16 protein-coding genes are annotated in these 20,226 nt (G+C 62.1%); 14 read left to right on the top strand and 2 right to left on the bottom strand.

Annotation, left to right across the window (positions count from 1 at the left end; genetic code table 11):
- The first annotated feature begins 38 nt into the window (after nt 1–38).
- The 4 genes from HGSM_RS13265 to HGSM_RS13945 all read left to right on the top strand — a co-directional run bounded on the left by HGSM_RS13265 (nt 39) and on the right by HGSM_RS13945 (nt 5,532).
- Nucleotides 39–2,117: an acyl-CoA dehydrogenase family protein gene (locus tag HGSM_RS13265; RefSeq protein WP_019149254.1), complete on the top strand. Its 2,079-nt coding sequence runs from the start codon at nt 39–41 to the stop codon at nt 2,115–2,117.
- Nucleotides 2,118–2,400: 283 nt separating this feature from the next.
- Nucleotides 2,401–3,804, top strand: coding sequence for a hemolysin family protein (locus HGSM_RS13260; protein ID WP_019149253.1), 1,404 nt, complete (start codon nt 2,401–2,403; stop codon nt 3,802–3,804).
- Nucleotides 3,801–4,850: a hemolysin family protein gene (locus HGSM_RS13255; RefSeq protein WP_019149252.1), complete on the top strand. Its 1,050-nt coding sequence runs from the start codon at nt 3,801–3,803 to the stop codon at nt 4,848–4,850. The genes HGSM_RS13260 and HGSM_RS13255 overlap by 4 nt, the downstream gene beginning before the upstream one ends.
- 166 nt (nt 4,851–5,016) lie before the next feature.
- Complete coding sequence (locus tag HGSM_RS13945; RefSeq protein ID WP_019149251.1) at nt 5,017–5,532, top strand: SRPBCC domain-containing protein; 516 nt, start codon at nt 5,017–5,019, stop codon at nt 5,530–5,532.
- Nucleotides 5,533–5,574: 42 nt separating this feature from the next.
- Here HGSM_RS13945 and HGSM_RS13245 read toward each other — a convergent pair whose 3' ends face one another.
- A complete protein-coding gene (locus HGSM_RS13245; RefSeq protein ID WP_019149250.1) occupies nt 5,575–6,042 on the bottom strand; it encodes an NUDIX hydrolase in 468 nt (155 codons plus the stop codon).
- A gap of 160 nt (nt 6,043–6,202) precedes the next feature.
- Here HGSM_RS13245 and HGSM_RS13240 point away from each other — a divergent pair, with 160 nt between their 5' ends.
- Complete coding sequence (locus tag HGSM_RS13240) at nt 6,203–6,820, top strand: TM2 domain-containing protein (protein WP_019149249.1); 618 nt, start codon at nt 6,203–6,205, stop codon at nt 6,818–6,820.
- Between the two features lie 339 nt (nt 6,821–7,159).
- Here the strand turns inward: HGSM_RS13240 and HGSM_RS13235 are convergent, their stop codons facing one another.
- A complete protein-coding gene (locus HGSM_RS13235; protein ID WP_081581487.1) occupies nt 7,160–8,104 on the bottom strand; it encodes a DUF2599 domain-containing protein in 945 nt (314 codons plus the stop codon).
- A gap of 206 nt (nt 8,105–8,310) precedes the next feature.
- Here HGSM_RS13235 and purL point away from each other — a divergent pair, with 206 nt between their 5' ends.
- The 9 genes from purL (at nt 8,311) to HGSM_RS13190 (ending at nt 20,192) form a co-directional block, all read left to right on the top strand.
- Nucleotides 8,311–10,635 carry a phosphoribosylformylglycinamidine synthase subunit PurL gene (purL, locus tag HGSM_RS13230; protein WP_019149247.1) on the top strand — a complete coding sequence of 775 codons (2,325 nt, stop codon included), beginning with the start codon at nt 8,311–8,313 and terminating at the stop codon, nt 10,633–10,635.
- A gap of 256 nt (nt 10,636–10,891) precedes the next feature.
- Nucleotides 10,892–11,107, top strand: a complete 216-nt coding sequence (locus tag HGSM_RS13225) for a helix-turn-helix transcriptional regulator (RefSeq protein WP_051009899.1) — start codon at nt 10,892–10,894, stop codon at nt 11,105–11,107.
- Nucleotides 11,097–12,359: a type II toxin-antitoxin system HipA family toxin gene (locus HGSM_RS13220; RefSeq protein ID WP_019149245.1), complete on the top strand. Its 1,263-nt coding sequence runs from the start codon at nt 11,097–11,099 to the stop codon at nt 12,357–12,359. The genes HGSM_RS13225 and HGSM_RS13220 overlap by 11 nt, the downstream gene beginning before the upstream one ends.
- A gap of 311 nt (nt 12,360–12,670) precedes the next feature.
- A complete protein-coding gene (locus tag HGSM_RS13215; protein WP_019149244.1) occupies nt 12,671–13,426 on the top strand; it encodes an SDR family NAD(P)-dependent oxidoreductase in 756 nt (251 codons plus the stop codon).
- Nucleotides 13,427–13,611: 185 nt separating this feature from the next.
- A complete protein-coding gene (locus HGSM_RS13210) occupies nt 13,612–14,844 on the top strand; it encodes an FAD-dependent oxidoreductase (RefSeq protein WP_019149243.1) in 1,233 nt (410 codons plus the stop codon).
- 182 nt (nt 14,845–15,026) lie between these two features.
- Nucleotides 15,027–15,458: a hypothetical protein gene (locus HGSM_RS13205; protein WP_019149242.1), complete on the top strand. Its 432-nt coding sequence runs from the start codon at nt 15,027–15,029 to the stop codon at nt 15,456–15,458.
- A gap of 178 nt (nt 15,459–15,636) precedes the next feature.
- On the top strand, nt 15,637–17,340 hold the full coding sequence (locus HGSM_RS13200) for a M81 family metallopeptidase (RefSeq protein ID WP_019149241.1): 1,704 nt from the start codon (nt 15,637–15,639) through the stop codon (nt 17,338–17,340).
- A 243-nt stretch (nt 17,341–17,583) separates the two neighbouring features.
- Nucleotides 17,584–18,921: an enolase C-terminal domain-like protein gene (locus HGSM_RS13195; protein WP_019149240.1), complete on the top strand. Its 1,338-nt coding sequence runs from the start codon at nt 17,584–17,586 to the stop codon at nt 18,919–18,921.
- Nucleotides 18,918–20,192: an alpha-L-fucosidase gene (locus tag HGSM_RS13190; protein WP_019149239.1), complete on the top strand. Its 1,275-nt coding sequence runs from the start codon at nt 18,918–18,920 to the stop codon at nt 20,190–20,192. The genes HGSM_RS13195 and HGSM_RS13190 overlap by 4 nt, the downstream gene beginning before the upstream one ends.
- Nucleotides 20,193–20,226: the final 34 nt, after the last annotated feature.

Below are 20,226 nucleotides of genomic sequence, written 5' to 3'. Positions count from 1 at the left end.
CCCCGCAACCCAAGAGGCTAGCCACAAAGGAGTGAGCAATGACTGCCGTAAGCGACCGACCGTCCACTATGGAGAAGAGCCACGAAGACGCTCGGGTCAACCTGCCGTACTTGGAGGACCGACTCCTTGGACGCTGGAAGGACCTGCGTAAGATCTCACGTGATTTCGCGCGTGATCCACGCATCCAACGCGATCCTTCGCTACCCATGGAACAGCACCGTGAGCGCGTCCTCGAGCAACTAAAGATCCTCGTCACGGAGGCACAGGTGCTCCGCGCGTTCCCCGAGCGCCTTGGTGGCAAGGACGACGCCGGCGGAGGTATCGCGGGATTTGAGGAGCTAGTCGCCGCTGACCCGTCGCTCCAAATCAAGGCTGGCGTCCAATGGGGACTCTTCTGCGCGGCGATCCACCACCTCGGCACCGCGGAGCAGCACGACCGCCTCTTGGGCGCTGCAATGCGCCTCGAGGTACCCGGAGCATTTGCCATGACCGAGATCGGGCATGGCTCGGACGTTGCCTCGATCGCAACCACGGCCACCTTCAACCCGGAGACCCAAGAGTTCGACCTCCACACTCCGTTCCGTGCAGCGTGGAAGGACTACCTCGGAAACGCGGCAAAGCACGGTGTGGCAGCCGTCGTGTTTGCGCAGCTCATTACCGGCGGCGTGAACTACGGCGTGCACGCGTTCTACGTGCCGGTCCGTGAAATCAACGAGGACGGCTCTGCAGGAGCAATGCTCCCCGGAGTCTCCTCAGAGGACGACGGCCTCAAGGGTGGCCTCAACGGAATCGACAATGGGCGCCTCGCGTTCGACCACGTCAAGGTCCCACTAGAGAACCTGCTCGCCCGCTACGGCCAGGTCGCTGAGGACGGCAGCTACACCTCACCGATCGACTCTCCCGGTCGCCGCTTCTTCACTATGCTGGGCGCTCTCGTGCAGGGGCGTGTATCCCTCGACGGAGCCGCTGGTTCGGCTTCCAAGATCGCGCTCAAGACGGCAATCACGTACGGAAACCAGCGCCGCCAGTTCACCGGTGCGAGCGAGACCGACGAGACCGTGCTGATGGACTACCAGACTCACCAGCGCCGCCTCCTTCCACTGCTCGCAGAGGTCTACGCAGGGCACTTTGCGCACGACAGCCTGCTGGACCTGTTCCACGCCGTGTTCTCGGAGGAGGGCATGGACACCCCAGAGTCCCGTGAAGACCTGGAAACGCTGGCCGCGGCACTCAAGCCTGTGTCGACCTGGCGTGCGCTGCACACCCTGCAGACGGCGCGCGAGGCCTGCGGTGGTGCTGGATTTATGGCTGAGAACCGGTTGGTTCAGTTGCGTCAGGACATGGACATCTATGTGACGTTCGAGGGCGACAACACCGTGCTGCTGCAGTTGGTGGGCAAGCGGCTGTTGTCGGACTACGCCAAGCAGTTCAAGGGCATCGACGGCATCAACATGGCCCGCTTTGTCATCGAGCGTGCGGGGGACACCGTTCTGTACAAGACGCCGCTCAACCGGGCAGTCCAGTCGATCCTGGACACCGGCTCCAAGCGCCGCTCCGCCTCCGAACTCCAGGAAGAGACGACCCAGCGCGAGCTCCTGTCCGGCCGCGTCGAGGCCATGGTGGAGAAGCTCGCTGCGGACCTGCGCCCAGCATTCAAGATGAACCAGGCTGACGGTGCCGCACTGTTCAACGACCACCAGGTCGAGCTCATTGAGGCCGCAAAGGCCCACGCCGACCTCGTCCAGTGGGAGGCCTTCACCAAGGCACTGACCACGATCGAGGATACTGAGACTCGTACCGTTCTCACCTGGGTCCGTGACCTGTTCGCTTTCACCACACTTGAGAAGAACCTAGCCTGGTACCTGATCAACGGCCGCCTGTCCGCCCAGCGTGCGGAGACCGTTACCTCGTACATCAACAGGTTGCTGGCTCGCCTGCGCCCGCACGCCCAGGACCTCATCGACGCGTTCGGATACGACGATGACCTGGTGCGCGCAACGATCATCAGCGGTGTGGAGCAGGAACGTCAGGACGAGGCTCGGGGCTACTTCCGCATGCAGCGTGCAAGCGGAGACGCCCCACGCAGCGAGAAGTCACTGAAGAAGACCAAGCGCTGAATCCCCCTTTAGCGCGTTCCATAGGCCAGGCAGAGGAAACTCTGCCTGGCCTTTCTTCATCACAAATTATCGTTTTGGCTAGCGGGAACTATTCCAAATCGGTGATAGTTATTACCAGTACTCACATCCAAGTGAGTGTTCCAGCCGCTCCACAATGGGGCAGGCGGGCGACCTAAACACTTTCGAGAAAGGCCATTGTGGACAACCCTGGTCATAGTCCCAACCACCTCCCTGACGCCGCACGCACAGTAGCGAGCGGAACGAACGCTAGGGAGGTGGACACATGGTAATCATCTCCATCCTCGTTGGACTCTTGCTCATAGCGGCCTGTGCGATGTTCGTCGCCGCCGAGTTCTCGCTCATGACGGTGAACAAGAACAACGTCAAGGCAGCGGTCGAGCAGGGAGATAAAAAGGCGGAGGGAGTCCTCAAGGGGCTCACCACGCTTTCCACCCAGCTCTCAGGTGCCCAGATCGGCATTACCGTCACGAACCTCGGTATCGGATTCGTGGCCGAGCCTGCCCTCGCAACCCTTCTCAGCCCCGCCTTGCAGGACTGGGGAATGTCGAGCGGACAGGCCCGTACCGTATCGGTCACCCTTGCCCTGGTGCTGGCAACCTCGCTCACCATGATCTTTGGTGAGCTCGTGCCCAAGAACCTCGCTCTGGCCAAGCCACTCGAGGTCGCACGACGAGTAACCGGATTCCAGCGCGGTTTCACCAAAGCAACCATGATCCTCATCCGTTTCTTCAACGGAACAGCCAACAAGATCCTCGGCTGGTTCAACATCGAAGCGCAGGAAGAGCTCGCCTCCGCACGATCGGCAGAGGAACTCGGCTACTTGGTCCGCCACTCGGCAAACCAAGGCGTCATGCCGTCGCAGACCGCGCAGCTCGTGGCTCGGTCCCTTGCTTTTGGTGAGCGCCGAGCCCACGACGCGATGACCCCGCGCTCGCGGATGGTCTCCGTCACCAAGGACACCCCTGTCAACGAGCTGCTGTCGCTCGCCAAGCAGACCGGCTTCTCACGTTTCCCCGTTCTGGAGCCGGGAGCGCGCGAGGTCGACGGCATGGTGCACGTGCGCCAAGCGTTGACCGTGCCGTTCTCACAGCGCCCGAAGGCGGTAGTCGGGGACGTCATGGGTGCGGCAAACCTCATCCCGGACACTGTCGAGCTGGACGACCTCATGGACATCCTCCGCGATGGCTCACTCCAGATGGCGATCGCCATCGACGAGTCCGGCGACATCGCGGGGCTGATCACCCTTGAAGACCTCGTAGAGGAGCTCGTGGGCGAGGTGCGCGACGAGCACGACCCAGACAGTGGCGAGATCGAGTTCGTTTCCACGCACGAATGGAACGTTGACGCATCTATCCGTCCCGACGAGCTCGATGACGCAATCAACTTCGATATCCCCGAACACGAGGACTACGAAACTCTGGCTGGCCTGGTGACCCTTGAACTTGGGCGCCTCGCAAACGTTGGAGACACCGTGTACGTCAGTGAATCGGGCGAACTCTCCCAAGAACAGTTCGGCCCCGACGAATCGGGAAGCAAACCTCGGTACATCCGCCTGATGGTGACGGAAATGGACGGGGTGCGCATCGAGCGCCTCCTCGTTTCGCTCCACGGCGAGTCCAAGGACTCCAAGGACTATGCACGGCACGGTAAGGGAGGCTCGCGATGAACTGGTCTGAACTTGGTTTTGGTCTCCTGCTGACCGCGGTGCTCCTAGCCTGCAATGCGTTCTTTGTGGGCGCAGAGTTTGCGCTCATCGGAGCGCGGCGCTCAATCATCGAACCGAAGGCTCAGGAGGGCGGTCGCGCCGCCAAGATGACCCTGTGGGCGATCGAGAACGTCTCGTTCATGATGGCCGCAGCACAAATGGGTATCACCGTGTTCTCGCTGCTCCTCGGTGCGGTGTCGGAACCGATGATCGCTCACGCAATCGAGGGCCCATTTGCCTCGTTGGGGATTCCTGCGAACCTAGTGCACCCTGTAGCGGTGGCGATCACGCTCGCGTTCATCACCTATCTCCACGTAGTGCTCGGCGAGATGGTGCCCAAGAATATTGCGATTGCCGGCCCAGAGAAGACCGCGCTTGTGCTCGGCCCGATCCTCGTGGTCATCGCGATGATCTTCAAGCCCATCCTGTGGACCTTCAACGGAATCGGTAACTCGATTCTGCGCCTTATGCGAGTGGAGCCTGCCAACGAGGTCGCAACCGTCTTTACCCGGGACGAGGTGGCTGACCTTGTTGAGGAATCGCAGGACGGCGGCATGATCTCTGAGGAAGACGAGCAGCTCCTGCTCAGCGCGCTCACGTTTGAGTCCAGATCCGTAGAAAACATCGTCATCCCCATGGACAAGATGCGCACGCTTGAGGCTGGTTTCACTGCCTCCCGGGCTGAGGAGGTAGCCCTCGCGGGCTTCTCCCGCTTCCCCGTGGTGGGTGCGGATGGAATGCCGTTCGGCTACGTTCACATCAAGGATTTCCTTGACCTCCCCGAGCACGAGCGCGACCTGCCCGTGTCTTCCGACATCGTGCGTGCGATGCCCGTCTTGTCCATCACGGATTCGTTGCAGGCTGTCCTCGGCCGCATGCAGCGCGAGGGCGCGCACCTTGCTCTCGTGGCCTCGGAAAATGGTGTGGCTGGCGTCATCACCCTTGAGGACGTCCTTGAGGAACTGGTCGGTCAGATTCGCGACGATTCCCGCGCTGCCCGTAAGTAACTCCCGATTCGTGGCGGGTAACTCCGAGTGGGTTGCCCGCCACGGGCGTATCTGTGTGCTGAAAGAGCACCAAACTCGTCCCGCGAGTAGCGTGAGAAGCGGAGCAGCAAAGACCGCATCGAGAACCCGCACGGCGGGCCAGGTGCTTAGGTTGAAGTGAGGGACGATGGCCCAGGAACTAGCCAAACTCGTAGAGATAGAGCACGCCACTGCAGTGCGATTTACTAGGGTGTTTACGGTAGGTGACTGGGCGCTATGGAAGCTCCTCACTGAACGAGACCTAGTCAAGCAATGGTTTCCGCAGGAGTACACGTTTGAACCCTGGGGTGGCGGCGAAATCCAGTTTCACTCAGACGAAGCTGAGGGGCTAGAAGAGGGCGTCATCGTCCAACACGAGGCACCGCACCACCTCGTATTCACGTGGGGCGAGAACGAAATCTCCTACTTTGTGGAACCGCTCGACGACGACAACGTCCGGTTCTACCTCCAAGACACGCTGGCGCACCCCAACGAGGCAGCGCGGAATGCTGCAGGTTGGGAACTCTGCCTTGCGGACCTAGAACGACTCACCAAGGGGCAAACACCCGCACTGTTCGACATGGACGAGTGGAAACGACACTACGCCGCATACCAGCAGGCTGGTTTTGCCTCGGGCGCGGACGTCCCCGGGCTTGATGAGTAGCCGGTATAGGCCGACCCGAGGAACTTGTTTGCAGGTGCGGGCCTAAAAGGAAAAAGCCGCGGCAGGATCGTCGGAAAGCGCAGCGGAAATGCGGCCACGCATTTCCTGACTCATCTGCGGCAGGTCATCCAACTCGAACCAGCGGGCCTGAACGTTCTCGCCGTCCGCAGGGTAGGGGTCACCGGACACCCAATCAAAGTGGAAGGTGAGGTCCAGGTACTGCGTGACATCGCCGTTCTCGTAGGTGACGGGGCTGGTCACCGCTACGAGCGCCAGCTTAGTGGGGGTGACCACCACGTTTGCTTCCTCCAGCGCCTCGCGGGCACCGGCCACGGCGGGATGCTCGCCCGGATCGATGATCCCGGTCACCGGAGTCCACTTCAGGTTGTCCGCACGCTGCACGAGCAAGATTTCAGTGCCCCTGGTGATCACCGCAGTGACGCCAGAAAGCCACAGTGGATCGGTACCAATCTTGGAACGCAGGGACACAACAAAGTCTGGGATAGCCATGACTCGAAGTATAGGCGCGTGGTGAGGCGCAATCAGGGCAGAAGTGCCGCAAAGGTCAGGGGGTTCCCTGATACTTTTCGCTAGGAAATGCCACTAGGCTTGAGGCAGACATCAAGACCACATCACCGCTGCTGCACGCAGCGGAGCAAAAGGAAACACAATGACTACGAACAACCCTTACAACGCGGGCCAAGACGGCTCGGACGGCTCGCCCTACGCTAACACCCAAGGCAACGCCGGCGGCTCCAACCCCTACGGCCAGCAGTACGGAGAGTCCGCATACGGATCCGAGTACTCCAACACCCAGGGCGGCACTGCCAGCAACGGCTCCCAGTACGGCGTGCCAAACTACGGTGGACAGCAGCCCTACGGCCAGCCACAGTACGGGCACCAGGACTACAGCCAGGCTCCGGCTGACCAGGGTTACGGCCAGCAGGGCTACGGTCAGGCATCTTACGGGCAGGTACCTTACGGTCAGGCACCTTACGGTCAGCAGGGGTATGGCCAGCCAATGTACGCCGGCGGCTACGCTGTGGGCACCAAGTCGAAGCTGGTTGCGGGACTGCTCGGCATCTTCCTTGGCAGCCTTGGCGTTCACAACTTCTACCTCGGACGCATGGGCCGCGCATGGGCGCAGCTCCTGATCTCCCTCCTGAGCCTTGGAATGCTCGCCTGGGCAGTTGGCATCTGGGGTCTCATCGAGGGAATCCTGATCCTAGCCTCGCAGCCGGGAACCCAGTGGCACCGTGACGGTCAGAACCTCGAACTAGTCGACTAGGTCCGGCAAACTCTACACAGCGCCGCGGACAGCCTCCTTGTGGGGTTTGGCCGCGGCGCTTTTGTGTGCCCCCACTTCGGGTGGCGGCTTCCTTCCGTTGGCGCCCCACCTTCGAGTTGCCTTGTACCGCTGCCGACACCTCACCTTCGGCGAGTGCCGCCGTTAGGTATCGAGTGCCGTTCCCGCGCGACGGCACTCGCTACCAATAGGCGGCACTCGCGAGCAGAAGGATGGGTGAGCTCGGTCGAGTGAGGCGTGGTTGGGGGAGTGTGGGGATGCTGGATGGGGTTCGAGGTACGGACTCGGGGAGGTGGGGTGGGGCCGACCTTGGGAGGGGCGCTACGGGTTGCACTTGGCGGCGAGGACCGCGGCCAAGGGAACATCGTCGCGCCAGGGTTCGAGGTTCCAAGTGTCCTTGGTCGGCGCGCCCAGCACATGGCATTTGAACTGCTTCTCCATCATGCTTTCGCCAGATGCAGACTGGCCTGCGGAGTTGGGCTCGGTTCCATCCCCTTTCTCTGCCCCGTCACCTACAGTGGCGGCGGAGTCGGCGTCGGGGGCGAGCCGCAGGACGCTGGGCCAGCCGAACTCGAGCACCGTCATGCCACCGGTGCGGCCCCACACGGACGGCGTGACCACGAGCGATTTCCCGCCCTCTCGCTCACCCCACGCGGCGGAGCTGGCGGCATCCCGCCCGATCGTCAGCGTTGCAGGCGCTGGCGTTGTTGGCGAGGTGATGGCCGCGGAGTCGTCGGCATCCTCAATGGGGGAATCCGTGGATTCCGCGGCTCGGACGAGGACGGTTGTGGAAGACTGCGCGCTCGCGGCAGCGGAGCCGTCCCCCGACTCGTCCTGGGAGAGGAACTCAAGTGCGGAGTCGCTGCCATCGCGCGGCTCGGCAAACCCGACGAGGAGAACCTCGCCGTCCACGAACCCTGCAGTGCCGTCGATCTGCTTGGATAGGCGCCCGGAGCCAACGAACTCGACCTCAAGATCGTGGCCGGCAGGAGCCGTGAGCGTGACGCCGAGCTCAGGGCGGGCGGAGCCGCCGAGCGACACCTCGGGGTCCGCCGTAACGGTGAAGCCCTCGGTACCAAACTGAACAACAGCGCTCACGGTCGGCGCGAGTGCCACCTCAGCAGTGGGGCTCGAAGACCCCTCGGACGGGGCGCTAGAACTCGTCGAAGAAGGTGGGGTGGTTGGGCTTTGCCCGCCCGCCGAGCACCCTGCCGACGAGACGAAAAGAGCGAGGGTGACCACGATCGTCGAAAAGCGGTAAGACATACAACTCAGCGTGACATACCGGCGTCGCGCTGCAAAAGACCCGACGGGTCAAGCGCGTAACGACGCGAACAACACACCGCAAGTCGTCTCGAACCCGGCATCGGGCCGTCCACGCACTCGCCGCAACGGATAGAATCGAGGGGTCTTGCCGCTGCCCGCACATAATCGGTTGGGACAGCGCCGCGCACATACTCATGAGGGAACGAATGACTGCCTCCAGCAAGCCCACCCTGGACACCGTCGACTACGCAGCGAGCACTCCGGACGAGGAACAGCCTTACGCCTCGCTCGGTCTCAAGCCCGAGGAATACCAGCAAATCCGCGACATTCTCGGTCGACGTCCAACCGCAGCCGAACTGGCAATGTACTCGGTCATGTGGTCCGAGCACTGCTCCTACAAGTCCTCCAAGGTGCACCTGAAGAAGTTCGGTGCCAAGGTAACCGACGAGATGAAGGAGCACCTCCTCGTTGGAATCGGTGAGAACGCTGGCGTCGTCGACATTGGAGACGGCTGGGCGGTGACCTTCAAGGTCGAATCCCACAACCACCCCTCCTTTGTTGAGCCATACCAGGGTGCAGCAACCGGCGTTGGCGGAATCGTCCGCGACATCATCTCCATGGGCGCACGCCCGGTAGCCGTGATGGACCAGCTCCGCTTCGGCGACGTCAACCACCCAGACACCGCTCGCGTTGTCCACGGCGTGGTCTCCGGCGTAGGCGGATACGGCAACTCGCTCGGCCTGCCAAACATCGGTGGAGAACTCGTCTTTGACGCGTCCTACCAGGGCAACCCGCTTGTGAACGCGCTCGCTGTCGGAGTGCTCCGCCACGAGGACATCCACCTCGCCAACGCCTCCGGAGTGGGCAACAAGGTCATCCTGTTCGGTGCGCGCACCGGTGGTGACGGAATCGGTGGCGCATCCATCCTCGCGTCCGAGACGTTCGAGGACGGCGTCCCAGCTAAGCGCCCATCGGTGCAGGTCGGCGACCCATTCATGGAGAAGGTACTCATTGAGTGCTGCCTCGAGCTATACAAGGCTGGTGTGGTTGAGGGCATCCAGGACCTCGGCGCAGCGGGAATCTCCTGCGCAACCTCCGAGCTGGCGTCCAACGGTGACGGCGGAATGCACGTGTGGCTGGATGACGTCCTGCTGCGCGACCCATCGCTCAACGCGGGCGAGATCCTCATGTCGGAATCGCAAGAGCGCATGATGGCTGTTGTCACCCCAGAAAAGCTCGACGAGTTCATGGCAATCACCGGCAAGTGGGACGTAGAGTCCTCCGTGGTCGGCGAAGTCAATGACTCGGGCCGCCTCACCATCGACCACCACGGCCAGCGCATCGTGGACGTTGACCCCAAGACAGTGGCCCACGAAGGCCCAACCTACAACCGTCCATACGCACGCCCAGCGTGGCAGGACGGCCTGAACCTTGACACGAACATTGCCGCTGGGCTGGCTCGCCCAACCACGGGTGACGAGCTGCGTGACGCCGCTCTGGCCACGCTTGGTTCGCCAAACCACGCGTCCAAGGAATGGGTCACCAACCAGTACGACCGCTTTGTTCAGGGAAACACCGCGCTTGCGCAGCCTGACGACGCCGGCGTGATCCGCGTGGACGAGTCCACCAACCTTGGAATCGCACTAGCGACCGACGCATCGGGACGTTACTCCAAGCTCGACCCACGTACCGGCGCTGCCCTTGCACTGGCAGAGGCATACCGTAACGTCGCTGCCTCGGGTGCCCGCCCGCTGGCCGTCACCGACTGCCTCAACTTTGGTTCCCCGGAAGACCCGGACTCGATGTGGCAGCTGGTCGAGGCAATCGAAGGCCTCGCGGACGCGTGCCTTGAACTTGCCGTACCAGTGACCGGTGGAAACGTCTCCCTGTACAACGGAACTGGTGAACCTGGACAGATCGATTCCTCGATCCACCCAACCCCAGTGGTTGGTGTGCTCGGTGTGCTCGACGACGTGACCCGTTCCGTGAGCTCCGGCTTCCGCAACGAGGGCGACGCCATCTTCCTGCTCGGCACCACGCGTGACGAACTCGATGGCTCCGCTTGGGCCGAGGTTGCACACCAGCACCTCGGTGGCGTGCCTCCAATCGTGAACCTGGCTGCCGAGAAGGCTCTTGCTGGTGTGCTGATCAACGCGGCACGTGACTCGATCGCTTCCGCAACGCACGACCTCTCCGAGGGTGGACTCATCCAGGCTGTTCTGGAGTCCGCAATCCGCTTTGGCACCGGTGCTCGCATCTCGGTGGCCGGCGTGGTTGAGCGTGACGGTGTCTCCGAGTTCGCGGCGCTGTTCTCCGAGTCCACCGCACGCGCGATCGTTGCAGTTCCACGCGGCGAGGAAGCTCGCTTCCAGGACGCATGCGTGGGCCGCTCGGTTCCGTTCCTCAAGATCGGTGAGACCGGCCACGAGGTAGACGGCGTTCCAGCAGTCGAGGTCGAAGGCCTGTTCACAGTTCCCGTGGCCGAGGCCTCCGAGGTCTTCAAGGCGACTCTGCCGGCGATCTTTGGCTGAGAGACCTAACTAGCTAGACCATCGAGAGGGGCCCGTAGGTTTCTAAACCTGCGGGTCCCTCACTGTGTTGAGGCGCTGAATTGCCGGCACGATGACCGGCAGGTTGCTGCCGGTTCTTGCTACAAGGCACCAAATCTGCGACCTTACGAGGAAAAGCGGCAAGATATTGCCGAATGCTTAGCGCTGATGGATACTGGGGTTGTCCAATGCTTTAAATCGGCAGAATGCTGCCGAATCCAAACGTGGGGTGGTGTACGTGGACGCAGCAGAAGTCGGTAAGGCCCTCCGGGCTGCCCGAAAGTCTCTGGGCGTGACCCAGCGCGACGCCGCTGAGCTGGCGGGAATGTCCGAGCGGACGGTGCGCGACATTGAACGGGGGAGGGCTAGTGCCAGTTTCTCCGCATATCTGGATCTCGCAGATGTGGTGGGGGCGACCATCCAGGTGACGAGAGCGGGTAGCGATGGATACTGACCAAATCGGGCGCTCGTCCGTTGCTGACGTGTACAAGGGAGAACGTCTCGCTGCAACGCTGACGCGGACTTCGCGGGCAGTTACATTCCAATACCTTGAGGACTACGCGCAGAAAGGCTTACCTCCGGTTGCTCACAGCCTGCCGGTTCTAGGTGGCGGTGAGCGGGTTGTCACGGAGAACGGGGCGTTGCCTGCGTTCTTTGCGGGCTTGCTCCCTGAGGGTTTCCGGTTTTCTCAGTTGGCCCACGAACTGAAGGTCTCGACGAGCGACGAGTTCCGACTCCTCCTCGCCGTGGGTGCCAATGTGCCCGGTGACGTGCGGATCCTCCCGCACGGTGTTGACCCCCAGCTGGACCTTGGCCTAGACGCCGAGGTCGACATCGATAGCGGTCTGGACTTCTCTGAGTACATCGGCAAGCTTGACCCGGTTTCCTTGCCAGGATTCCAGGGAAAAATCAGCGCACGGCGCGCGCGGCGAGCAATCACCGCGCGTGGACGGGCCGTGGCGACGGACAGGTCCTCGGCTCCCGCCCAAGCGAGCTCCGACCAGTACATACTCAAATACGACGCGCCAGGCCTGCCGCTGCTGTCACGCAATGAGCTGGCGCACCTTGATGCAGCGCGGATCATGGGCATCCCGGTGGAGGTTGCTGAACTGTGTACTGACGTACACGGAAGGGAGGGGCTGCTTGCCAGGCGCTTCGACCGGGTTGTACTCCCAGGCCAGCTACACATCACAAGGCTTGCAATGGAGGACGCGGGGCAGCTGCTCAACATCCCGCCTGCGGCCAAGTATGACCCCAGTACGGAGGAAGTTTCTGAGGCGTTGGTCGGCGCGTGCGCAGCGAAGCCTGTTGCACGGCGCAATATCTTCATGCAAAGCGCCTTTGCCTACTTCACCGGGAACGGCGATCTCCACGCCAAAAACTACTCGGTCCTTCAGGGCGTGGACGGGGTGTGGACCATGGCACCGATCTATGACATCCCGAGCACATATGTGTACGGCGACAAGGAGATGGCGTTGAGCATTTGCGGACGCAAGCGGGATCTGCGTCTTGCCCACTGGTTGGAGTTTGCTGACGCGATCGGGCTGCCTCGGAAGGCCGCGGTGACGGCGCTGCGCAAAGTCCTCAGAGCCGCGGAGCGAGTGGATCTCGGTCAGGTGGGATACTCCGGATCGACTCTGCGCGGGGCACAGCGCGCACTTGAGCATCGTCGGGATGGTGTCGAGCGGGATCTGAGCGCTCTCTAGCCTTGCGCGCCGTCACAAAGGTCGGCACAGAGCGTGGGCGAGAACACGTTTACCGGCAAGCGAACAGGAACCGGGAATAAGGTCCCCGAATCTTTCTGACAAACCGTAAAATCCCTGATGGGGGCGCTGCGAACACCGCCAAAAACCGCCCGGTAGAGGTTGTCCCGTGGGGTGACTTTAGGCCCAAACAGGCTTACCGTTGAAAGTGGCTTAGGGAAACAAAACAAAGGGCCACCGCATCTGGCAACGGACGCCCGGGCGGGTGAGGGGAACACTGCATTCGCCCGTACACGGGCAGAGAGTTGGTAACCATGGCACGTCTACAGGACAAGGTAGTCATCATCACCGGTGGTGCCGGTGGAATTGGCAAGGGCATGGCACTTGCTGCCGCCAAGGAGGGCGCAAAGATTGTTCTTGTCGACCTCAACCCTGAGGCGGGCGCAGCGGCGCTTAAAGAGGTGCAGGAACTCTCGCCAGAATCGTCGTTTATCCAGTTTGACCTGACTGAGCACGACAAGCTCAAGGCAATGGTTGAGGACGTTGTGGCAAAGTATGGCCGCCTCGACGGACTGATCAACAACGCTCACGTGTCCCGCCAGGTTCCTTACATGGAGACCACGGACGACGTCATGGCGCTGTCGTTCAACACCGGCTTCTACCCAACCCACTACCTCATGCAGGCATCGATCCCTCACCTTGAGAAGACCAAGGGCTCGATCATCAACTTCGCTTCGGCCGCAGGCATCAAGGGTCACGCGACCCAGAGCTCCTACGCCGCCGCCAAGGAAGCCATCCGCGGCCTGTCCCGCGTGGTTGCCAATGAGGTTGCGCCGCTCGGCATCAACGTAAACATCATCGCCCCTGTGGCCAAGACCGAGGGCGTTGCCAAGTGGGCCGAGGCTCAGCCTGAGTACTACGAGCGCGTGCGCGCGGGCATCCCACTGGGCCGCTTTGGCGACCCAGCCACTGACATCGGACCTGTCGCAGTCTTCCTGCTCTCCGACGACTCCAACTACATGACCGGCCAAACCCTGTCCGTAGATGGCGGCTCGCTCATGCTCTACTGATCAGCTGATCGCTTGATCATCTGATTTTCGACGATTGGGCCGGCTCCCAGCGCACCGCGCGGGGGCCGGCCCAGTTGCGTGTGGTCGGGTTTTTGGCGATGGTGTCTGCGGGCTGGAGAAACTCTTCACCCGTAAACAAGAAGGCATAAGATCCACATAGAATTCTCAGCAAAGGTGGAGCGGACATGCAGTCAAAGTTCGATGTTGTGGTGATCGGCGGGGGAGCCATGGGCTCGGCCGCGGCATGGCAGCTGGCCAAGCGCGGGCGTAGTGTTGCGCTGCTCGAACAGTTTGGGCCGGCGCACGCGAACGGTTCGTCCCACGGTGGATCGCGGATCTATCGGGCCACCTACTCGCAGAGCGAGTACCTAGACCTCATGGCACAGGCGCTGCCCATGTGGGACGACCTCGAAGAGGAGTCGGGCGCCAAGCTCCTGACCCGAGTGGGCCTTGTCTCGCATGGCTTCCCACCCCACGACTTCGAGGAACCCATGCGTGCGCACGGGATTCCGTTGGACGTGCTGAGCGCCGAGGAAGCAGAGGAACGCTGGCCTGGCATGAAGTTCGAGGGCAAGGTCCTCTACGAGCACTCCACGGCCGGACGCGTGAACGCGGACCTCACGCTCGCGGCTCTGCAGCACCGCACCGCCAAAATGGGCGGGGAGATCCACCACAACACCAAGGTCTTGGACGTCCAGCACGTCCGCAACGGCATGATCATCGAAACCACCAACGGTGTGTTCCTTGCCGACCGTGTGGTGCTCGCCGCGGGCGGATGGACCAACAAACTGGCTCCCAAACTTCTTGGGCTCGAAGGGGCCTTGCCACTCAGCGTGGTCGAGGTCGCGCCGGCCCACTTCCAGATAAAGGCGACGTTCGCGGACGCGACAGCCGACCCAGCCACCCACCCAGCGGAGGGTGAGGGGGAGGGCAAGGGAATCGTCGAGAATCAGATGACGGTGGCCAACTGGCCAGCGTTCACCCACGACCATGCGCCCACTAATCCCGTCACGGGTGAGCCAACCCGCTGGCCCGGAATCGTGTACGGGCTGGGGACCGACGGCGAGGGCATCAAGGTCGGGTTCAACGCGTACGGGCGGATCACCGATCCGGACGAGCGCACGTGGCAGCCCCGAGAGGGCGACCTCGAACTGCACGCCGACTATGTGCGCGAGTGGTTGCCAGGGCTCGTGCCTGAATCCGCGGAGTTCATGTCCTGCACCTACACTCGCACGCCATCCGATGACTTCCTGCTCGACCGCGTGGGGCGCGTGATTGTGGCGTCTCCGTGCTCGGGCCACGGCTTCAAGTTCACGCCGGTTCTGGGAAAGATGATTGCTGATCTGGCGTGTGAGGACATTGACGCACCGGTGCAGGGGAGACCAGAGCTGTTCGCGTTGCGGGCGCTGCTGGGCTGAGGGTTTGCCTGCGGGGCGGGTGGGCTCAGGGATTACCGGCGCGTGCAGGTGGGCGGTTGCTGGAGGCTGGTTGCGGCGCCACAGCAGCAGGCTGGAGAGGGACTGTCTCAATAGGGTCTCAATAGTCGCCCAGCAGGCCTCTCTGGCCATTTACCAACCTTTTGGACGGTAGAATTTGTGGCGTGATTCAGGGGGCAAATACGCAGGTGGAGGGCGCTAAAGGCGATCCTCCGGACGATCGAACATCCAACCGGGCCACTGGCCAGGCTAAACCGGGCCAACGGGCAGCGGGTTGGGCCAGATGGGTTGTCCTCGCCGCACTGGGGCTCGTTGCTATCGCACTCGTGTCCCTCGCCGTGGGAAGCAGGCCCTACGATTCGATCCGCGTGTGGGGCGCAACGGTGGCCGCAGTGTTTGGCGCGGCGGGCGTGAGCTCGATCCTGGTCCGCGCATGGAACAGAAACCCGTGGTCCTCGCTTGGATGGGGCGTGGCAGTCGCCGCGATTTCCTATTCGCCCATGGTGTGGGTGAAACACGGGTGGTCCTACGTCTTTGTCTTGCTGGGCGTCTCTGCGGCGCTTTCCTTCGCGTTTTACCAGTTGGCAAAGCGCTAAGTAAGCCAGAGAGCGTCTCAGTTTTAGCGTAACGCGCTTGAACATCGGATGTCTGTGTGGCACAGTAGTCCCAGCGCCACCCGTCCTCGCACGTCAATGCAGATCGCGACAGGGTCCGGAATGGCGCATAACCGCGCTACGAACACCCGCAACGCAGCACGACGCGCAAGGAGCATTCATGTCCCAGCAGCACGCCAACGAGTCCTCGGCTGAGCTTTCGGCCGCGCCTACGGCTGTGCCCGAGGCGAGCGCTGAGCCATCAGGCTCTTCTCAGACCTCAGACATCCAACCTCTGGCGAGCGAGGTCTGGTGTGGGCCTCTTGGCGCACTGCAACAGGGCGGCCTGGCTGCCCCGCGTATCGGAATTGCCGGAATCTCCATTGAGTCCTCCACCTTCTCGCCGCACGTCTCCGGGTGGGAGGCCTTCACGCTGCGGCGCGGTGACGACCTGCGCGCTTACTACCCGTTCTTTGAGGGCGATGACGCAGAACTGTGGAACGCCGCGCAGTGGGTTCCACTCATGCATGGACGATCGCTGCCCGGTGGTGCCGTGGACCGCGAGGTCTACGAGTCCATGCGGGACGAAATTACGGAGCGCATCCGGGCAGAGGTCGCCGCGAACGGCGAACTAGACGGCCTGTTCTTTGACATCCACGGAGCCATGAGCGTGATCGGCATGGAAGACGCCGAGGGCGACCTGGCCACCCACGTACGCGCGGCGCTCGGTGAAAACACGCTGGTCAGCGCCTCAATGGACCTGCACGGGAACGTCTCTCCGACTCTCGCCGAGAACGTCGACCTGCTCACCTGCTACCGCATGGCCCCGCACGAGGACGTGTGGAACACCAAGGAACGCGCCGTGTTCAACCTGCTCACGCGCCTTCGTTCGGAGCACGGTTCGGACCCCATTCAGCGCCGACCCTACCAGGCGTGGGTCCAGGTTCCCGTGCTGCTTCCCGGCGAAAAGACGAGCACCAGGCTAGAGCCCGCCAAGTCGCTGTACGAACAGCTTCCGGGAATCGCCGCGTCCGAGGGCGTCCTTGATGCGTCTATCTGGATCGGATATGCGTGGGCCGATGAGCCCCGCTGCCAGGTGGCCATTGTGGTCTCGGGTGACGAGCCCGACGTGCTGGGGGCCAAAACCAAGGCGCTGGCCCAAGACTTCTGGGCTGCCCGCGACGGCTTTCAGTTCGTGGCCCCCGTGGGCACGCTGGCCGAGTGCCTCGACCTCGCGCTGAACCGAGAGCCCGGCGCGCCCAACCCGTACGTCATCTCGGATTCGGGGGATAACCCCACCGCTGGTGGAGCGGGTGACGTGTCGTGGACGCTGGGTGAACTGCTTTCCGACGATCGACTGACTTCCAGCGACCTGACCGTCATTCATGCGTCCATCTTTGATCCCGCGGCTGTCGCCGCGGCTAGGGAAGCCGGGGTTGGCGGTCAGATCGACGTTGAGGTTGGCGGTCGGGTAGATGGCGAGTCCCGCGGTCCGGTGCGGATCACGGGTGAGGTGTTTTCCCTGACAGAGGGCGACCCCACTGCCGGCGGGATAGCTGTCATCCGGCAGGGCGCGGTGCATGCGATCATCACGGAACGCAGGAAGCCGTACCATCACGTGCACGACTTCACGGACCTGGGGCTCGATCCTCACGCGGCGGATATCGTGCTGGTAAAGATCGGGTATCTCGAGCCGGAGCTATATGACATGGCCGCGGATTGGCGGATGGCGCTTACCCCCGGCGGAGTAGATCAGGACCTGCTTCGTTTGGGCCATCACAGGATTGAACGTCCAATGTTCCCGTTCGATCCAGACATGGCCGACCCGCAGTTCGTGCCGGTCATCCGACGTCGAGGATTTGAGGATCGGGTCTTCGAGGGGTGAATCAAGCCCCCGCCCAGTCGGCGTTTAGGTCTGTCCCACCAGCTTGACCTTTAGTTTTGTCGTTCCTGTGCTGTGCAATGCCCGTAGTTGAGGGCAGTTTCTCTTGCCGCCAAATGTAACAGTTTGGAGACAAGTTCCCAGAAGTTCTTTGTGACTAAGGTCCCATGTGTTTAACTAACATCGGATGTCTGGTCAAGGCATCCGATCACTGGCAGGGTCGCCAGCGATGAAGGAAAGGTCCCTATGAGCAAGCTCACCGGCATTGAGGTACTGGATCTGCGGTTCCCCACGTCCTTGGAACTAGATGGTTCCGACGCGATGAACCAGGACCCAGACTACTCAGCTGCCTACGTAACGCTCACTGCCGACACAGGTGAGCAGGGCTTTGGCTTTGTCTTCACCATCGGTCGAGGCAACGATGTCCAGGCGGCAGCGATTGAGGCTCTATCTCCCGCGTTGGTGGGGCTTGACCTCGACCAGACCTTTGCAGACATGGGAGGTCTCTGGCGCTCCCTCGTTCACGACTCACAACTCCGCTGGCTCGGTCCGGAGAAGGGCGTCATGCACATGGCGATCGGCGCTGTGGTGAACGCCCTCTGGGACATGAAGGCCCGGCGCGAGAACAAGCCGCTCTGGAAACTCCTTGCAGACATGGCACCTCAGGAAATCGTGGACCTTGTGGACTTCCGGTACCTGACCGACGCGCTGACTCCTGAGGAAGCCCTCGAGATTCTTGAGGCGGCACAGGACGGAAGAGCAGAACGCGAGGCGGAACTTCTTGCCCACGGATATCCCGCGTACACCACGTCCCCGGGCTGGCTCGGTTACACAGACGACAAGATGGTGCGGTTGGCCAAGGAAGCGGTTGCAGACGGATTTGCCCAGATCAAGCTCAAGGTGGGTGGAAGCGTCGAGGACGACGTACGCCGCATGCGCCTAGTTCGTGACGCAGTGGGCGAGGAGATTCGGATCGCTGTTGACGCCAACCAGCGGTGGGAAAACGCCGAGGCAATTGACTGGGTGGGGGAGCTCGCACCCTACAAACCGTGGTGGGTCGAAGAACCAACCAGCCCGGACGACATTCTCGGCCACGCAACCATTGCCAAGGCGATTGCACCGGTCAAGGTTGCTACCGGCGAGCACGCGCAGAACCGGATCGTGTTCAAGCAGCTCATGCAGGCGGGCGCGACCTCGATCGTGCAGATCGACGCGGTACGGGTTGCCGGCGTCAACGAGAATATTGCGATTCTTCTCCTCGCAGCAAAGTTTGGCCTGCCAGTGTGCCCGCACGCGGGTGGAGTGGGGCTGTGCGAGATGGTTCAGCACCTATCCATGTTCGACTTCCTGGCGGTCTCGGGCACCCAGTCCGACCGGGTCATCGAGTACGTAGACCACCTGCATGAGCATTTTGAGACCCCAGCACTCATCAGCAGGGGTAACTACGTGACGCCAACAGCTCCAGGCAGCGGAGCACGCATCATTTCTTCGACCCTGAACGACTACTTGTTTCCGGAGGGGCGCGTGTGGCAGGACATCGCCGCACACGCCGGCAACGGCATCACGGAAGGAAAGCGGGCATGAACGCAGACACCGCATGGTTCACCGCTGACCGGTTCGGACTGTTCGTCCACTTTGGACTCTACTCGTCCCTCGCCAGGCACGAATGGGTCATGACGTACGAGAAGATCGGGACCGAGGAGTACGCCGGCCGCGCGGAGTTTTTCAACCCCGACAGGTTCGACGCCCGCGAGATCGCGCGCGCAGCCAAGAATGCTGGAATGACCTACGTGGTTCTGACGACCAAGCACCACGAGGGATTCGCGCTGTTCGATTCAAAACTGTCGGATTACACCGTCACCGCTTACACGGGACGTGATCTCGTAGCAGAGTTCGTTGAGGCAATGCGCCAAGAGGGTCTGCACGTTGGGTTCTACTACTCGCTCATTGATTGGCATCACCCCGACTTCACGATCGACTACCACCACCCACGCAGGGACGATGTGGACGCACGTGAGCAGAACGAATCGCGTGACATGGCACGCTACCGAGAGTTCCTCCACGGCCAGGTGCGTGAACTGCTCACCAACTACGGCAAAGTGGACTACCTCTTCTACGACTTCACGTACGCGGAGGACGTTGACGGCTGGCGTGGAAAGTACCCGGAGGACTGGGACGCCCAGGGTCTGCTGGCTATGACTCGCGAGCTTCAGCCGGGCATCATCGTGAATGACCGCCTCGGCATTCCGGGAGATCTTGTCACTCCAGAGCAGTACCAGCCCGATGCTCCGATGCGCCGTGATGGTCAGGAAGTCATGTGGGAAGCCTGCCAGACCCTCAACGGCTCCTGGGGCTACGACCGCGACAACCAGAACTTTAAGTCCACCGACATGCTCGTCTCGATGCTTGTCGACTCAGTTTCCAAGAACGGCAACGTGCTGCTCAACATCGGCCCCGACGGCCGAGGGGCCATCGCCCCGTATGACCGCACCACGTTGTCCGAGATTGGGCAGTGGATGGAGTTGCACCGCGACTCCATCCGCAACGCAGGGGCCAGCAATATCCCCGCGCCGCACGGAACCGTTGTTACCCAGAGCGGGACAAGGGTTTACGTGCACCTCCTCGTGTGGCCGTTCGGGCACATCCACCTTGCCAATCTGGCAGGAAAGGTGCGTCACGCTCGACTACTCAACGACGGATCGGAAATCAAGTTCTCGCAGACCGATCCGGATCAGAGGGCATGGAACACAACCCCGGGCGGCCAGCCTCCGGGCACACTGACGCTTCACCTTCCGGTGATTCGTCCGCACGTTGCGTTACCGGTTATCGAGCTCTTTCTCTCATCCGAGCAGTGACCAGACAAGGCAGTGACCAGACAAGGAAGTCTCC

Source organism: Timonella senegalensis JC301 (genome assembly GCF_000312125.1).
Taxonomy (GTDB): domain Bacteria; phylum Actinomycetota; class Actinomycetes; order Actinomycetales; family Cellulomonadaceae; genus Timonella; species Timonella senegalensis.
Note: the sequence above shows the minus strand (reverse complement) of the source record. Positions and strands in the feature narration are given on the sequence as shown.